At 62.0% G+C, this 17,392-nt stretch carries 11 protein-coding genes; 9 read left to right on the top strand and 2 right to left on the bottom strand.

Annotated features, from left to right (window positions below; translation table 11 throughout):
* Positions 1–158: 158 nt before the first annotated feature.
* Positions 159–1,445 carry a tetratricopeptide repeat protein gene (locus M622_RS34695; protein WP_157282090.1) on the bottom strand — a complete coding sequence of 429 codons (1,287 nt, stop codon included), beginning with the start codon at positions 1,443–1,445 and terminating at the stop codon, positions 159–161.
* A gap of 194 nt (positions 1,446–1,639) precedes the next feature.
* On the opposite strand from M622_RS34695, the gene M622_RS39450 reads away from it, so the two are divergent.
* The 7 genes from M622_RS39450 (at position 1,640) to M622_RS0120505 (ending at position 14,192) form a co-directional block, all read left to right on the top strand.
* Entirely contained in the window at positions 1,640–2,893 is a 1,254-nt protein-coding gene (locus M622_RS39450; RefSeq protein WP_169375151.1) for a FecR family protein, read from the top strand.
* 62 nt (positions 2,894–2,955) lie between these two features.
* On the top strand, positions 2,956–3,750 hold the full coding sequence (locus tag M622_RS34700) for an ABC transporter permease (RefSeq protein WP_031347300.1): 795 nt from the start codon (positions 2,956–2,958) through the stop codon (positions 3,748–3,750).
* A 4-nt stretch (positions 3,751–3,754) separates the two neighbouring features.
* Entirely contained in the window at positions 3,755–4,993 is a 1,239-nt protein-coding gene (locus M622_RS34705; RefSeq protein ID WP_021250308.1) for an ABC transporter ATP-binding protein, read from the top strand.
* A gap of 15 nt (positions 4,994–5,008) precedes the next feature.
* The gene (locus M622_RS39455) at positions 5,009–6,385 is read left to right on the top strand and encodes a class I SAM-dependent methyltransferase (RefSeq protein ID WP_021250309.1); all 1,377 of its coding nucleotides are present in this window, start codon (positions 5,009–5,011) and stop codon (positions 6,383–6,385) included.
* Positions 6,376–9,216 carry a glycosyltransferase gene (locus tag M622_RS34710; RefSeq protein WP_021250310.1) on the top strand — a complete coding sequence of 947 codons (2,841 nt, stop codon included), beginning with the start codon at positions 6,376–6,378 and terminating at the stop codon, positions 9,214–9,216. Before M622_RS39455 ends, M622_RS34710 begins: the two co-directional genes overlap by 10 nt.
* Positions 9,217–9,225: 9 nt before the next feature.
* The gene (locus M622_RS34715) at positions 9,226–10,845 is read left to right on the top strand and encodes a glycosyltransferase (protein ID WP_021250311.1); all 1,620 of its coding nucleotides are present in this window, start codon (positions 9,226–9,228) and stop codon (positions 10,843–10,845) included.
* 221 nt (positions 10,846–11,066) lie between these two features.
* On the top strand, positions 11,067–14,192 hold the full coding sequence (locus tag M622_RS0120505) for a DUF4214 domain-containing protein (RefSeq protein WP_052028739.1): 3,126 nt from the start codon (positions 11,067–11,069) through the stop codon (positions 14,190–14,192).
* Between the two features lie 352 nt (positions 14,193–14,544).
* On the opposite strand, the gene M622_RS34720 is transcribed toward M622_RS0120505, so the two are convergent.
* Positions 14,545–15,723 (bottom strand): integrase core domain-containing protein, encoded by a 1,179-nt coding sequence (locus tag M622_RS34720; protein ID WP_031347307.1) that lies wholly within the window; start codon positions 15,721–15,723, stop codon positions 14,545–14,547.
* A gap of 118 nt (positions 15,724–15,841) precedes the next feature.
* Here M622_RS34720 and M622_RS34725 point away from each other — a divergent pair, with 118 nt between their 5' ends.
* Both M622_RS34725 and M622_RS34730 read left to right on the top strand, forming a co-directional pair.
* Positions 15,842–16,453 (top strand): DUF6088 family protein, encoded by a 612-nt coding sequence (locus M622_RS34725; protein WP_021250313.1) that lies wholly within the window; start codon positions 15,842–15,844, stop codon positions 16,451–16,453.
* A complete protein-coding gene (locus tag M622_RS34730; RefSeq protein WP_217995328.1) occupies positions 16,446–17,231 on the top strand; it encodes a nucleotidyl transferase AbiEii/AbiGii toxin family protein in 786 nt (261 codons plus the stop codon). The genes M622_RS34725 and M622_RS34730 overlap by 8 nt, the downstream gene beginning before the upstream one ends.
* Positions 17,232–17,392: the final 161 nt, after the last annotated feature.

The raw sequence follows: 17,392 nt of genomic DNA on the forward strand, positions 1-17,392 counted from the left end.
GACGGGGGAAAGGGGCGAATCATGCCAAAATCTCAGAATCTAGGCCATTGTTATATAAGCGTTTGTTAATAGTGCACCAACGCCCTCCGGGATGGGAGTGCTTTCTTGAGAAAATCTTGATCGTGTCATCTTGATTTTTTAGGGCGACAGCTATGAAATCATAGTCGATATTGCCAGCTGAACTGCAAGACGGTGCTTTCATATCCAAATATGGAGATATTCTCCCTGTTTTTCAATGCCTGAATTTCAGTGATGAAAAAACTGTTCTTCGTTAACGGAATGCTCGCAGTTGTGGTGAATAGTGCGCTTGCTTGATCACGCCGAATGTCGATCAAGCCGGGTGCATAGCGCTCTTTCGAGAGCCAACGCTGCTGTTGCCAGCTCATTTCAGCTTCGATGTCGGATGCCACTTTGAAATGAACCGAGATCACGCCAAAAACGCCGCTACGATTTCCGCCTGGGCGCCTGTTGATGGCTTTGTCATGCATCGCACCAGCATTGAACTGCCACTCGATGTTCGGTCTGCGCTTCCGTAGTGAAGTCCATGACTCAAGAATGTAGCCATCCGAACTGCTGAGCTCAGCGTAATGTGAGCGTGCCAGCCCACCGCCGACGACAAAGCTCCATCCTGCGGGTAGCGGGGTGGGTACCAACGCATTGGCTTGAACCTGCATTTGATACATGTAGGGCTTTCCACCCAGGCTTGTGAAACCGGCAGTTGCAGAGCCCTCGAATTTCCAGTCGTTGACTTGCCAGCCTTCCTCCAGGCCTGCGATCAAGGCGCCGGTATCCAGGTGGGAAAGCGTGTCGTAACTTCGCAGTCGTAATTTGATGAAGCTGTCGTAGCCCTTGCTGGAGCTACGTTTCTCGCGGGAATCGATGGAAATCGCTGCGTACTGATCGGAAATGGGCTGAAAAGCAGGCTGTACCGTGAGTTCGATTCTGTTGATGCCGCTGCCGATGCTGAAGTTCGGGTTGCTGGCCCCTTGGTTTGCGTTGCTATCGTAGCCGCGGGTGATCTGCAAGCTGGTCCTTCTGCGCTTCATTGCCGCAGGCTTGCATTGCGTGGCGCGCTGCAGGGCAATGATCTCGAGGATTGCTGCGGGGGGTGAGAATCGGCTCTCGATCTCCGTGAACAGCGCCTCGGCAATCGCCTGGTCACCCAGGCTGCAATGCAGGATGGCCAGGTCGAGCCAGGCACCAGCCGAGTCCGGAATCTTGTTGCGGAGCTGGTTCAGTGCGTCGCGTGCATCGGACTCCCGCCCCTCGGCGAGAGCTTGCATTGCAGTGCGGTACACATCCTCCGATGTCGGCTCCGTGGCGCTCGAAGTCGGGGAAAATGCCAGAAAGAGGGCGGCAACGCACAAGCGGACTTTTTCGCTGCGCAGATTGCACGAAACAGGCTTGCTGTAGTCGTATGGCGTGCCGGATGCAGCATTGATCACAGCGAATTGTGAGCCCGTTCAGGGCCTCCACGGCGTGCGACAGAGGCCGATTGTGTGCAGCAGTCGATGGGCATCCAGCTTGGCGCAATGCTTGAGAAAAACTTATACTAAGCGACTCGGTTATGTGATGACAATCACAACTTTCCTTTGGTGCTACGTATGGATGAGTCGTGCTCTACAAGAAGGGTGATGTCATGAAGCGATGGTTCGTGGCGGTCTGTGCCGTGCTGTTCTCGATGTGTGCTGCGGCCGAAGGCGGCGCGCGCGTCGTCTTCGCCAGTGGAGAGGTCTCGGTCGGAGCTTCGCCCGCTGTTGTCGGCATGACCGTCGCTGAGGGCGACGTCGTCAGGACCGGGGCGGACGGGCACGTCTATCTCAAAACCATCGATGAGGGTTTTTTCATCCTCAGGCCAGGCAGCGTCGGCCGACTCGAGGTTTATCACGTCGATGTTCAAGAGCCCCTGAACACACGAATCCGCCTGAGTGTGGACGCAGGGGTGGTCAGGCACATTTCCGGTGCGGCGGTCACTCAGGCGCGCCAGAATTTCAGGCTCAACACGCCGGTGGCCGCCATCGGCGTCAAGGGCACTGATTTCAGTGTGTTCACCACTGAGGACGTCTCGCGGGTGATCGTCCATTCAGGCGCGGTCGTTGTCAGTCCGCTTTCTGATTCGTGCGCCGCCTCGGCCTACGGTCCGTGTGCCGACGAGTCCAGCCGAGAGTTGTTGGGGGTGCAGGCGGGGCTGATCCTGCAGGTCAGCCGTGGCCAGCAGGCCCCCCAGTTCTTGCAGGACAGCAGTCTTTCTCCCGACGCGCTGAAGCCGCCGCGGCCAGAAGAGCCGGACGGCCTGGAGCTTCATGGTGAGTCGAGGGCACATGATCTGACCCGGGTCGATCTGTCGCCGGCCAAGATAGATTCGGTGGACCGGGCCGAAGGGACTGCAGACAGCTCCTTGCACTGGGGGCGGTGGGAGGTTGTGCTCGGCCAGGACAAGGAGATGTCCATCGTCGACTTGCTCGAGACTCATCAGCTCATTGCCACGGGTGGCGGTTTCGCGGTGTTGCGCGAGCGTGAAGGGACGTGGCGGCGACCGGCGCAAAACTCGATGTCATTTGCTCTACAGGATGGGTCCGCGGTCATCCAGAATGAGCAATCCGGTGTCGGTACATTGGCGAGTCTGCAAGATGGCCTTTTTTCGGTCAATTTTTCAAATTCCACTTTCTCCACCAGCCTGAGGCTGGTGGCAGGCGAAGAGTCATTCGCGCTACGAGCTTCGGGTGTGGTAACGCCTGAAGGTCGACTCTACAGCGCTGCGCCTGTGCGTTTGCCCTCCAACATGTCGGTAAGAGGTGCGCTCGGTACCGACAATCGCGATGCGGCCTATGTGTTTCAATCCAGGCTCGATGGCGCGCGTGTCGCCGCCGGTGTCACCTACTGGACTCGGTAACGAACTCCATAAGCATCAAGCCGGGCGCCGAGCCTGTCCCGAGCTTCCAAGGCCCAGCTTCAATGATCTCAAACGTATTTGATAGTATTTACCAGTTTCGTGGCCTGATTTATTCCATCGTAGTTCGTGATCTCCGCAGTCGTTATATCGGCTCAGTCCTGGGCATGGTGTGGTTGCTGCTGCCGCCAATCGTGATGGTGTTGATTTACACGGTGGTGTTTTCAACCATCATGCGCGCGCGCTTGCCTGAGCTCGACAATCAATACGCATACAGCATTTATCTCTGTGCGGGAATAATCGTCTGGACCTTCATGCTTGAGCTTGTTCAGCGCGGCAAGGGCGTATTCCTGGAAAATGCAAATTTGATAAAAAAAAGCAGCTTCCCAAGGATGGTGTTGTTTGTTCCGGTCGTGCTGGTAGCGCTTTTCAACAGTCTGGTGCTGTTGATGTTGGTCCTGATCTTCATGCTGATTGCCGATTTTCCGCTGTCAGTCACAATTCTTGGGTTCATTCCGGCGCTTGCTGCGGGTTTATATCTGGGCTTGACAGTGGGTGTTCTCGCGTCAATCCTGAATGTTTTTTTCCGCGATACAGGTCAGATCGTGGATATCTTTTCCCAGGGGCTTTTTTGGGCTACGCCCATCGTTTATCCGGTGACCATCCTGCCGGAACGTATTCAAGCCTTGATGTATTTCAACCCGGTCTTTTCAGTCATACGCGTGGCACAGAATTCCTTGCTGGGGATGCCGGTGGATCTGGTCAGCCTCGTGCCTGCCGTGCTCTTTGCGACCTTCGTGCTGGTCGCCGCATTTCTGCTTTACAAGCGCAGCTACGCCGATCTCCTCGACCAGATTTGATGTCATGACGATTGAAGTCTGTGGCGTAGGCAAGGCCTATCCAAAATTCACCGGGCGCCTCAATGCCCTGGCCACCTGGCTTGGCCTTGTGCCGCGCGTGCAGAACTGGGTCGTGCGGGATATCAGTTTCAGCGTCGAACAGGGTGAGTCGGTCGGTCTGATTGGTGTCAACGGCGCCGGCAAGAGCACCTTGCTCAAGCTGATCACTGGCACGGCGATTCCAACCGAAGGCACGATATCGGTGCAGGGCAAGGTGTCGGCTTTGCTGGAGCTCGGGATGGGATTTCACCCCGAATTCACCGGGCGGCAGAACGTCATCCTGGCCGCTCGCATGCAGGGCTTGTCTCACGCGCAGCTCGCCGAGCTCATGCCTGCCATCCAGGACTTCGCCGAAATCGGCAGCTATTTTGATCAGCCGGTTCGCACGTATTCATCCGGGATGTTCGTGCGGCTGGCCTTCAGTGTCGCAACAGCCGTTCGGCCCGAGGTGTTGATCGTGGACGAGGCGCTCGCGGTGGGCGACGTATACTTTCAGCATAAATCATTTGCGCGCATTCGCAGCTTCCGCGACCAGGGCACCACGCTCCTCTTCGTGTCGCACGATCCCGGGGCGATCAAGAGCCTGTGCAACCGGGCCTTGCTCCTTGGTGGCGGACAGCTCGTGCTCGATGGCGATCCCGAAACCGTCCTTGACCGATACAACGCGCTCATTGCACGCAAGGAGGATGCTGCCAACCTGGATGTGAGCGCAGGGCGGGAGGGGCGCTCCGGCACCGGCCAGGCTGAAATCCTGCAGGTACAGGCGTTTTCTCGTGGCCAGGCGGTCAGCATCGTGACTGTCGGTGAGGACATCGAATTCGAGGTCACCCTCATCGCCCACGAAGTGCTTGAGGATCTGTGCCTGGGCTTCATGATCAAGGACCGTACCGGCTACGAAGTCTTCGGCAGCAACAGCTGGCTGCGCGGCGAATGGACTCGGCTTGGGCAATACCCTGGTGTGCCCCTCAAGGTGCGTTTGCGCATTCCCGCGCTCAACGTCGGCCAGGGCAGCTACAGCCTTGCGCTGGCGCTGCACGCGGGGATGAGTCATCTGCAGGGTAATTACGACTGGTGGGACAAGGCAATCGTGTTTCAGGTTGTCAATGATCGCCACAGAAAACATTTTTTGGGCCTATGCGCCCTGGAAGCCGAGTTCATTGACTTGTCACCGCCTGCACACGACAGCCCATCGACTGTGCGATGAAGGCCTGGAATATCCATGGAAATTGATCTTAAACATCTCAAAGCCCTCATCGCTGCCGAAATTGTCCGTCGCGACTGCACGCCTCAGGCGCGCGATGCTTTCCAGCGCGAGGAGGGCGGTGAGCCGTCCAGCCGCCATCTCGCCGACCTGGTGCGCGCGTTCGAACCCCTCGAGCTGGAAGAATTGCTGCCAGCGCCCGAAGTCCTCGAGCCCGCGCCTGAAGCTCCGACCCCTTCCGACACCGGCGCGGCCAGGCTCTATCTCAAACTGCGTCGCACCCCCCTGGGGCGCATCCTCGATCATCCTCGCGTGCTCGGGCTGCTCAATCGGGCGCGGCAACGCCCGGGCGGGGCAACGATGGGCAACGTGCTTTACCTGTTGCTGCGAGGGGTCTTGTTGCGCCTGCCCGTGGTGGCACCGCTCTACACCTATATCGCCGTCTTCCGCCGCCTGCCTGCGCGGGTCGCGGCGCTCGAGCTCGAGCTTGCCCAGGCCAGCACCGCCTTGCGCAATGTGGGCCTGGTGATCCAGGACCAGGTGAACCAGTCGCTGTACACCCACGCCGTCGCCGCCCAGTCCAACGACGCACTCCTGCTGCGGCGCTTCGGGCAGCTGGAGCAGCGTCTTCGCGAGCTTACGCGTTCGCCGCCGCAAGCTCAGGCTGCGCAGCCACCGTCCTCGGCCGCGCAGCCCAACTCCGCCGCCCCGGCCGAGGGCTTGCCACCTGAGCTCTACGGCGCTTTTGAAGAACAGTTCCGCGGCTCACGCGCGCTCATCAGCGCGCGCCTGCGCGCCAACCTGCCGCGTTTCGCGCCGGTGTGGGGGCCAGCCACCAAACCCGTGCTGGATCTGGGCTGTGGCCGCGGCGAGTGGCTGCAGCTGCTCGCCGAACACGGCATTGTGGCCGAAGGGGTGGACAGCAGCCCGTGGATGGTCCGTAGCTGCCTCGACGCGGGCCTGTCCGTTCGCCAGGGCGACGCCATCGAATATCTTGCTGCCTTGCCCGATGATGCCCTGGCTGGCCTGACCGGCTTTCATATCATCGAACACCTGCCCATCGCCGTCCTGATCCGCCTCATCGAGCACGCCCGTCGCGTCGTCCAGCCCGGCGGCGTGGTGCTGTTTGAAACGCCCAACCCCGAAAACCTGGTCGTTGGCGCCTGCAATTTTTATGTCGACCCCACGCACCGTAACCCGCTGCCACCCGCCCTGATGGCCTTCTTGCTTGAGGAACATGGCTTCGAGCGCGTGGAGATCGAGCGCCGCCACCCCGCGGACGCAGCCCGGCTTGCCGCCGGCGAACTGGCTGAACCGCTCGCGACCCTGGTGTTCGGGCCGCAAGATTACGCCGTCATTGGCCATGTCCCCCACAAGGCGCCCGCATGCATCTGATCATCTGCAACGAGCGCCTGCTGTTCCGCTTCGGAGTCGATCGTGTGCTGCTGCTGCTGGCAGCGCGTCTCAAGCAAGCAGGCTGGAAGATCACCCTGATCGCACAGCGCGCCGATCTTGCCGTGCTCGCGGACATTACCCCGCACTGCATCACGCCTCCGCCCTACGCTGGTCCTTACATCGATCTCGACCAGGCCACCAGCGCCTGGCTCGAATCCGCGCGCAGCCAGGTGCTCGGCACCGCAGCACCGTCCAGCCACACGGTCGCCCTGCTTGGCGGCTGGCCTTATTACGGTGCGATCTCGGTGTTTCGGCGCTGGGGTGTTCCGGTCGTGGCGCTCGATTGTGGCGCTGTGCCCACTACCGGCATGCACGGTGGCGAGCTCGCGGTGCAGGAGCGACTGCGCGCGCGGCGACGCGAGTTCCTGCCCGAAGCCCAGCTCATCACGCCGATCAGCCACTTCATCGAACGCACACAAAGCCGCCGCGACGCCGGCCCCGAGGTGCAGCTCACCACCATCCACCTCGGCAGCGACCACCTCAGCCGCCCGCACAGCGCCCAGCCCTGGCAGGGCGCGGACACGCGCTGCGCCTGGCCCGCTCGTCGTGGTCCGCGCATCCTCAATCTCGGGCGCTGGGAGACCGGCAACTACAAGAACAGCGAAGCCCTGTACACGATCGCGCGCAGCATCCTCGCTGTCCATCCCGAGGCCAGCTTCGGCGTGCTTGCCGATGCGGGCGAGCTCACGCCCCCGCCTGAGCTCGCGCACTGCATCCGTGCGCTTGGCAAGCCCACTGACGAACAGCTCGTCCACCTCATGCAGGAGGCCGATCTGGGCTTGAGCGTCTCCCTCTGGGAGGGCTTCAATCTGCCCCTGGCCGAAATGCAGCAGCTGGCCCGCCCGGTCCTGGTTTTCGACCTCGGCGCCCACCCCGAGGTCGCCGCCCACCCCTGGCAATGTTGCGCAAGCGCAGCCGAAATGATCGACAAGGCGCTGCGCATCCTCTCAGGCACCTGGCTCGAGCCCGAACAATGGCAGCACGCCATCGCCCGCTTTCGCACCCGCTTCACCTGGGACAACACGCTCGCGGCTTACCAGGCCGCGCTCACCCACATCGTCCCGGCGCGAGACCCCCACTGGCCGCAGCTCGTAGTGGACGCCAGCGCCTGCCTGCGCGACCCCGCCAACACCGGGGTTGCACGTGTCGTTCGCAGCTTGTGCCGCAAATTGCAGGACTTTGGCCGGCCGCTGTTCGTCGCCTGGGACGAATACCTGCAGACCTACGTGCTGCCCACCGAGGCCGAATACCACAACCTCGCCACCTACGGCGGCCCCGATCCCAACCCCTCGCACTATGCCTTGCCCCGTTCGCTGCCTCACCGCCGCCTGCGCCTGGGCGGCGTGGTCGGCAGTCGACTGCGCGGCGGCTGGTTGCTGCAAGGCGAAATTGTGTTCGAGCGCCAAGGTCCGCAGCGCCGCAGCCAGGCCCGCGCCCTGGGCCTGCGCGTTGCCGCCATCTTTTATGACGCCATCCCCGTCACCCATCCGCAATGGGTCCCCGACACCGCCATCCGCGACAACCACGCCGCCTACATGCGCGGTCTGGCCGAGTGCGACCGCGTGCTGCCGATTTCCGCTGATGCCGAGCACCAGCTGCGCGCCTTCTGGGATGAGCAGCACCTCCCCGTCCGCGCACAGCTGCGCCACTGCTGGATACCGGGTGAGCTCACCGCCGCGCCACGCGCCACGGTCGCCCCGCTGCCGCCGTCTCCGGGCACGCCATTGCGCATCCTCTGCGTGTCCACCCTCGAGCCCCGAAAAAACCACCGCAGCTTGCTCGCTGCCCTGCGTCAGATCGCCCACAGCCACCCCCAGCTCGACTGGGAGCTTCATCTCATCGGCAACCGCTATGCCGGCGCGGAGGCGATCGTCCACGAGGTGCAAGCCGCAGCCGCCGCTGACCCGCGCATCCGCTGGCACGGCGTCGTCGATGACCACACCCTCAATCAGCACTACGCCCAGGCCCAGCTCACGGTGTACCCCTCCCTGGTCGAAGGCTATGGCATGCCCATCGTCGAAAGCCTATGGCATGGCCGTCCCTGTGTCTGTCACCATTCCGGCGTCATGGCCCAGCTCGCAGAGCAGGGCGGTTGCCAGACGGTGGACATGAGCGATGCCAGCGCCTTGGCCCACACCCTGGTCGCGCTCGCTGGCGACAGCGTGCGCTACGCGGCGCTCGCCCAGGAGGCCCTGGCACGCCACATCCTCACCTGGCGCGGCTACGCCCGTGCGCTCCTGCAGCAGCTGGCCGAGCACAAGTCCGTGCCGGCATCCGCTGCGCTCCCATCGCACTGGCACCAGCTGCTGCTGCCTGCGGCCACCGCCCCGGCGGCGGACGACTGGCCCATTGCGCTCGCCACGCTGCTGCGCGCACGCCCCGTGCACTGCGCCCTCATCCTGGGCGCAGGCTACGAAGCCGAAGCCGCGCTCTTCGCCCAGCACGTGCCGCAGGCCTGGCAACTCATCGAACACGACACGGGTGCACAGCTCAAGTCGCAGCCGACAGTCAGCCAGCTCCTCGGCCCTCTTGAGCACAACATTCCCCTGCTGCTGCACACCCTGCACGAACATGGCTGCACGCCTGCCCTCATCCTCATCTCCGACCACGCCCTCGCGCACACCCGGGTGCTGGACTATCTGCCCCTGGATCGCCTCTCCGGCTGCGTGCTGATCGTCCCGCAGGCTCACGCCGCCACGCTCTGCAGCGCCGTAGGCCTGGCGCCCGCTGCCGCGATGACGCTGCCTGGCCACCTCGCCTACCGCTGCTGAGCCCGCATCATGAAGATTCTGGTCGTATCCAACTTTTTCCCGCCGCACTTCGTCGGCGGCGCGGAAATCGTCGCCTTTCAGCTCGCGCAGGCGCTCGCCGCACGCGGGCACAGCGTGCGTGTGTTCGCCGGTGACGCCAGCCGCAACCAGCCTGGCTACGACACGACTGACGACCTCCACGAAGGCCTTCCGGTGCGCCGCGTCGCCCTCACCCACAAGGACTTTCAGGCGGGCGGCAACGATGTCGCGCACCCCGAGGTGGACGCCTTGTTCGGCGAACTCCTCGACACCTGGCGTCCGGACCTCGTGCATGCGCACCACCTGCTCGGATTGTCGCTCGGCATCGTGCGCAGCGCCCACGCCCGCGGCGTGCCGGTGTACATGACGCTGCACGACCACTGGGGGTTTTGCTTCAACAGCACGCGCATCACAAGCGCCGGCCAGCTCTGCCACGACACCAGCCGTTGCGCCACCGACTGCCGCGCTTTCATCACCGCAGGCGAGCAGCCGCTGCCGCTCAGCTTTCGCCAGGACTACATCCGCTGGCAGCTCCAGGCCGTCACCGGCTTCATCCTGCCCAGTCATTACCTGGCAAACACCTATCGCGCCGCCGGCCTGCCGACCGATCGCGTTCACGTCATCCCCAACGGCATCGACCTGCAGCGCTTTTCACATCCCGCACCCGCGCCGCGCAGCGCCGGCACCGAGGCCCGCCTGCGCATCCTGTTCATCGGCTACATGGGGCCGCACAAGGGGGTGCCGCAGCTCCTGGAGGCGCTCGCGCGCCTGCCCGGGCGCCGCCTCCAGGTCGATTTCGTCGGCGCCGGCCATGCCTTGTCCGACTACCGGCGCGCACTCGCTGCCAGTGCGCCTGCGGTGTCAGCAAAGTTCTGGGGACGCCTGCCCAATGCCGACGTTGCGCACCGCCTGGCACAGGCCGACGTGCTGGTGCTGCCCTCGGTATGCCCCGAAAACCAGCCCGTCAGCATCACCGAGGCCATGGCCTGCGGCCTGCCGGTGGTGGCCTCGCGCATCGGTGGCATTCCAGAACTGGTTGAGCACCAGGTGACCGGGCTGCTGGCCACGGCAGGCGACGCCGCCGCGCTCGCCGCCTGTCTGCAGCATTATCTCGACCACCCCGCACAGCTCGCCGCGCACGGCGCCGCCGCCAGGGCGCGCATCCAGGCCTTCGCGCTCAGCGCCCAGGTCGACCAGCTCGAGGCCTTGTTCGCCGCCCCCGTCCCGCCCCCGCCCGCAGCGCTGGCGGTGGCCTGTCATGGCCGCCCCCATGCCAGCACCTTCGATCACGTCCGCCGCGCCTTTGACGCACCACCGTTCGCCGCGCTTGGCAAGCCCGGCGCACCCGCCTGGGTGCCGGCGCAGTGGCTGGCCCCACAACAGGCAGGCCTGCTGTGGGTGGCCGACGCCCCGGGCCGGCAGGCCGCGTTGGCACGCATCAAGGCCTACCGGGCAGCGGCGAAACCCGTGTTGCTCGACGAGCGCAACGTCCGCCTGCTGCGTCAGCTCGATGACGCGGTGCTGATCTGTCGTGGCGCGCACGAACATGCGCTCGCCTTCAAGGCCTTGCTGGGCCCCATTGCCATATCCAGCCCCGCGCTTGTCCCCTGATTGCGACGTTTTTGTCGATAGAATCGAACAGAGAGCGTTTTTGTGACGCACGTCACATTTGTGTGGCGGGCTTTTGGTTAGAGTCCGCCGTGCAATATGCTTGCTGGGCTCCGAAAGACCTTAGAATACTGGAGCTCATTCGCTTCACGCCTGAAACGATCCGTGCACGAAAGTTCAGAATGCGCCTCATGGCGCTGTTGTCCAACCTTTAGGAGCTCCTGATGGCTACATTTGCCGAACTTAACAAGTACTACCTCGCTTACTTCGGCCGCCCGGTCGACTACGCGGGCTCGCGCGAGTGGGCGGATAAGACCACCGCTCAAGTCGAAGCCGCCTTCGCTGCCTCGAACGAATCGAAGGCGCTCTACGCCTCGAGCAGCAAGTATGATTTCGTCAACAACGTATACAAGAACGTTATCGGTCGTCCGGCCGAGCTGGCTGGCCTGAACTACTGGGTTGACCAGATCGACAGCGGCAAGATCACCCAGGCCGGCGCTGCCATCGCCATCCTCAACGACGCGCTGCAGACCGCCGACAAGACCAGCGTGCAGAACAAGCTCGACGCTGGCGAAGGCTTTTTCAACGCCATCGACACGACGGCAGAAGTTCTGGCCTACCAGGGCGCCGCTGCCGCTGCTTCGGCACGTGCCTTCATCGCAGGCGTGACCGCGACTCCGGCAACGGCTGAGCAGGTGAAGGCCGCTCTGGCTGCGGTGGGTGATGCGAGTGCTGGGGCGACTGGGCAGACGTTTACGCTCACTAATGGTTCGGATACAGGCGCTTCCTTCGTTGGTACCGCCGGAAACGACACCTTCGTCGGCAACCAGAATGCTACTGGCAACACTTGGACTGTTGGCGACGCCATTGATGGCGGTGCTGGCAACGATACGTTCAACGTGACCCAGACTGCGGCCATCACTCAGCCGACTGGTGCAACCGTTGCAAACATTGAAACCGCCAATTTCCTGAGCGGCGCTACTGTTACTCTGAATACTGCAACTGGCTTCTCTGGCCTGACCAAGCTGACCTCGCAAAGCACTGGCGGTGCCACTGTCACCGCTGCTGGTACGACTGCCGTCGAAGTGACCAACACTGACGCTGCTGTCACCGCAGAAGCTGTTGCTGTCAACGGCGGCGCGGCTGTTTCCGTTACCTCCAAGAACAACATCCTCGACACGATCACTGTTGGCGCAACAACCGCTGCTACTGGCGCTGTGACCGTGACCTCTACAGGCGGCACCGCGAACACCAACACTGCTGGCGCGATTGCTGTGACTGGTGGTACGACTGTTACCGTTACCCAGAACGCTGGCAACGCTGCTGCCACGGGTAACGACACTGTCGGCGGTGCAATCACCGTCACGGGCAATGCCTCCACCAAGGAAGTGACCGTTACCCAGTCCAAAACTGCAACGGGTCTGACCGCTACCGCCACCACTGCAGGCGCTGTGGGCTATACCGCTGGTGCAGTCAATATCGCTGATGCCAACGCGGCTTCCAACACTGCGGCTGGTACCATCGAAACCGTCAGCATCACCAACGCTGGCGCTGCCGTGGTTAACTCGGGCGCGCTGAAGACCCTGAACCTGGGTGGCACGCTGGTCACGGTGAACGCTGGTACTCTGGGTGCGCTGACCACCCCGGCAAACACTTCCCTGGCCCTGAACCTGAATGAAGCTACGTCGACCGGTGCCGTGACCATCGACAACGACATCACCACCCTGAATGTCACTTCTTCGACCAAGGCTTCGACCCTGAACTCGCTGGTAGCCAACGGCGCCACGACGGTGAACGTTGCCGGTGATGCCAAGCTGACCCTGACTGGCCAGGCGCTGGGTGCGGTCACCGCCATCAACGTGACCAACACGGCCGGTGCTACCTTCGGTTCCGCACTGGCTACGGGTGTGACCTTCACCGGCGGTGACGGCGCAGACACCATCACGCTGACGACCGGGTTCACCAAGGCCATCACCATGGGCAAGGGCGACGACACCGTCACCTACGCCACTGGCACCGGTACAGGCTACTCTGTGGCCGCTGGCGAAGGTACCGACACCATCAAGATGACCGCTGCTGAAGCAGCTACCGCTGATAACGATGCCACCTTTAATACCAAGTTCACCGGCTTTGAAGTCCTGGAACTCGGTGCTTCTGGTGCAAACACCATCGTTCTGGCCGGTATCAACGGCGTGAACAAGGTTGTCACCGGTGGTGCGACGGGCGCTCTGGTGCTCGACGGCTTCGGTGCCAATGGCACACTGAAGCTGACCTCGGACGTTGGCGCTGGCCCAGGTAGTTACGAAGCTAAGGTCACGAACGCTCTGCTGAACCCCGCCGACGTGTTCAACATTGAGCTGAGCAAGACCGGTGGCGTTCTGGCTGCTGGTTCCGTGACCGCTGCCGGTGTTGAGACCATCAACATCATCGCCAACGATGCTTCGACTGCAACGGGCGGTAGCGCTGCCGTGATTCACACCGCAACCCTGGTGGCTGGTGACGCAACCAAAGTGACCGTGTCCGGTAACAACGGTCTGAACCTGACCAACGCCAACGCCAAGATCACCACGTTCGACGCTTCGGGTGTGGTGGCCAACGGCACCGCTGGTCTGGATACCGCAGCGAACCTGGGCGTGACCTTCGCATCTGCCAATAACACCACCACCGCAAATGTCACCATCACCGGCGGTGCTGGTAACGACGTGCTGAGCGGTGGCGCTGCTATCGACACCATCAATGGTGGCGCTGGCGCAGACATCGTTTCCGGTGGTCTGGGTGCTGACTTCATCACCGTTGGCGAAGGCCGCGACATCATCAGCGTGGCATCGTCGCTGACCGCTGGTACTTCTGACTCCGCTGCTTCCGGTGCCGATAGCATTACCGGCTTCAAGCTGTCGGAGGCAATCACTACCGGTGTCAACTTCTCGTCGAATGCAAACTTCCAAGGCTCTACCGTTGGTGGTGCTAATCTGAGCCTGCTGAACCTGGATCTCACGGCTGCTGCTTCGGCAAATCAGGCTATCACTGTTGAGGCTAACGCAACGGCTCAAGCTGGCCAAGCCGTTGGTGTTACCTACACCGTCAAGGATGGCATCCTGACCCTGGGTGGTGCTGGTGCAACTGCAGTGGATACGCTGGGCGAGTGGCTGACTGAAGCTGCGGCTGTCGCTGCCACTGCTGGTGACATCCTGGCCTTCCAGTTCGGCACCGACACCTATGTGTTCGCTGAAAACGGTGCTCAGGACGTACTGGTCAAGCTGGTTGGTGTCACTGGCGCTACCGCTCTGGTTGAAGTTGGCGGATCTACCACCGCTGCTGCCGGTAGCATCCTGTTCGCAGACATCGCCTAATCTCCCCCGGAGACAAGCACCCGCCCTCGGGTAGGTGCTTGAGGTGATTGAAACCCTGTCCTTCTCGCGAGGGGCAGGGTTTTTTCTTGCTGGCGGCGTTATTCTTGCGCCACCCCTTTTTCTGCCCTGCCGATGAACTGTGCTGGTGAAAAAATCCGATAGGCTACTTTTTGCGTCTTTTGGGCGTGCCGTGCAGTCGGTTTCTGGCCTGTATTTGTTCCCGGCAAGCACAGTCAGACCTTCCCTTAGGGTGAAGGTGTGCTCAGGATTGGTGGATGTCGGAATTTCAGGCGTGACGGGGCCTCGGCTGCCGGCACCGATGACCGTGACTCGCCAACTTGTCAGTCGAGAACTACGCTGCCCAGCGATAGCTGGAGTGCAGGCCGCCCAGCCACTTCTGGCGCACGAGTTTGCGCGGTGTCTTGAAGAAGTCGGGATCGTTGGCCGCAGGGTTGTTCGTCACATCCGGCAGCATTGGCGGCTCCACGCCGCAAGCCATGTGCGGCCGGACGGTGTTGTAGTACGTGCGGAATTGGCCGAGCAGGCGGTTCAGGTGCCGGTCATTCACGGGCTGCACATCTCGCAGCAGTTCGTCGGTCAGTGTGCGATGAAAGCGCTCCACCACCGCGTTTTGCCAAGGGCACTTGTAGCCAATCCGGATTGTTTTGATGCCCATGGCCGGGAGCGTCTGTTTAACGATAGGCAAGAAAATGCTGTCGCGATCCATCACGATGGCTTCGGGCAAGTCGTCCATGTCCATAAAGGCATTGCGCAGTTGCTGGGCCACCCATTCTGCTGTCGGATTGTAGGTGGCGCGTGACCAGTGCAGTACGCGTCGTCCGTGGTCAATCAGGTTGAACACGGCCATGGTGTTGCCTGCCAGGTCGAGTGTGTTTTTGAAATCGATGGCCATGACGTGTTGGTTGTAGAGCGTGGTCAGCCAGCCGGGTTCTTCTTCGCGCGGTGGGCGCTTGCCCTTCGGCCTGGGCTTGAAGCCGTGGGCTTTGAGAATTGTGGCAACCGTCTTTTTGCTGATGCGGAATTTCAGCTCGCCGCCAGAGATCATCCGGCCGATGTGCCCGGCGCTGTAGCGCGGGTTGTCTCGTTTGATTGCCACAATGGCATCGACGACGAACTGCGGCGTGGGTGGTCTGCCACGCGCCTTGCCCTCGGCGATCTTTATTGCGTGGCCCTTGCGTGACTTGGCCTGCAGCCAACGGATGTAGGTTGTCGGGGTGAATCGCATGAAACGCGTCAGCCACGGGAAGTGCAAGCGTAGCCAGGCAATCAGGCGCCGTTGCCACCATTTCAGCGTCGGCAGTTTTCTCACCAGGCGACGTTGGGCCGGTGGCGTGCGCCGCCCTTGAGCGGACACCACTTTGCTGCGTAGGCTCTTGAGTTCGAGCGACAGCACCTTCAGCTGCAACCGCCGCTGTGCCCAGGCGATGCGGTCAAGTCGGTAGTGGCGCACACTGATTCTTCCCACCAGAACCCCGATGGCGAAGGCCAGCAGGGATAACCCTATCAACATCACGAATCCTCTTTCTGAGCCAAAAGGCTCGGAGGATAAGCGAAGCGGTTTCTTGTCTACAACGTGCGCCTTGTGAACTGTTAGATATTTTGGTAAATTATCTAACACGGAGCTAGCCATGAGCACATCACAAGCCATCCGCGAGCGTATCGCGGCCCAACCTGCCGGAGAACCTTTCACCCCAGCCCTGTTTGCAGGGTTGGGTTCGCGCGCGTCCATTGATCAGACCTTGATGCGTCTGACCAAGGAAGGGTTCATCGAGCGCCTCGGCCGTGGCCTCTACACCGTCCCCAAGACCAGCCGTTTTGGCTTGAAGTCCATGCCTTCGCCGGAAACGGTGGCGCAGACAGTCGCTGCCGCCGAAGGTGCCTCCATTGAAGTGCACGGGGCCGAGGCCGCTCGTCGTTTTGGTTTCAGCACCCAGGTTCCGGCCCAGCCGGTCTTCTACACCACCGGATCGTCTCACACCGTGCGGATGGGTAAGCTGCAAGTGCGACTGCAGCACGTGGCTGCGCGCAAGCTAGTACTGGCGGGTCGCCCAGCGGGCCAAGCGTTGTCCGCGCTCTGGTACCTCGGTCGTCGGCAAGTCACGCCGGCCACGTTCGAGCGTATCGCTGCCAAGCTGCCGCAGGTGGAATTCGAGGCGTTATGCAGCGCCAAGGCCGCAATGCCGGCCTGGATGGTCGAAGCCCTTCGCCGGTATGAGGAAGGCGCGCTGGCGCATGGCTGACATCCCCCGCGAACACTACTTCGACCTGTCCGTCAGCGATCAAGCTGATTTACTCCAGAGCCTGGCGCCTGTGATGGGCCGCCGGGCTGAGATCCTGGAAAAAGACATCTGGCTGTGCCAGGTGCTCGACATCCTGTTTCAGCTGCCTTGCCGCAAGCCCATGGCTTTCAAGGGGGGCACCTCGCTGTCCAAGGTCTACAAGGCGATTGACCGTTTCTCCGAAGACATCGACGTCACCGTCGATTACCGCAGCCTGGTGGCCGACGCCCCCGAGTTGGAATCGATTACCAGCAACAGCCAGCGCAGCAAGTTGTCGGATGCATTGAAGGCGGCACTCACGACGCACGTCATCGACGAGTTGGTGCCGGCATTACAAGCAGCGCTCGCCACGGCGCTTCCCACGCAGCCCACCAGCACCGAGGTCAGCGATGACGCTGAGAAGTTGTGGGTGTTCTACCCCAGCGCGGTAGAAAACACCGACAGCTACGTGCGTCCGAGCATCCTGATCGAATTTGGCGGTCGTAACTCGACCTTGCCACAGAGCCTGCTTTCCATCACACCAGATATTGCCGAACACGTCCCCGACCTGGCCTTGCCGACTGCGCAGGTGTCCGTGTTGTCAGGGGCGCGCACCTTCTGGGAGAAGGCCACGCTGATTCACGTCGAGTGCCATCGCCCGAGCCTGAGACCCAGTGCTGAGCGCCTGTCCCGCCACTGGTATGACCTGGCGCAGCTGGCTGATCACAAGGTCGGGCAACAGGCCCTGCAACAAGAATAGGGGACAGACCACGGTTTTCTGTCGCTGCCCCTGTCCATCGGCTGGCTGCCGCTATCCGCACCTGAGCCGCGAGCGGCTGCGGGAGGTAGTGGAGGTGGTGTGACTGTTCGGTAAATCCGCCAATGGGCGGATTTACCCCTGACACCAATCTGCAAATTTGC

Source organism: Thauera terpenica 58Eu (genome assembly GCF_000443165.1).
Lineage (GTDB): Bacteria > Pseudomonadota > Gammaproteobacteria > Burkholderiales > Rhodocyclaceae > Thauera > Thauera terpenica.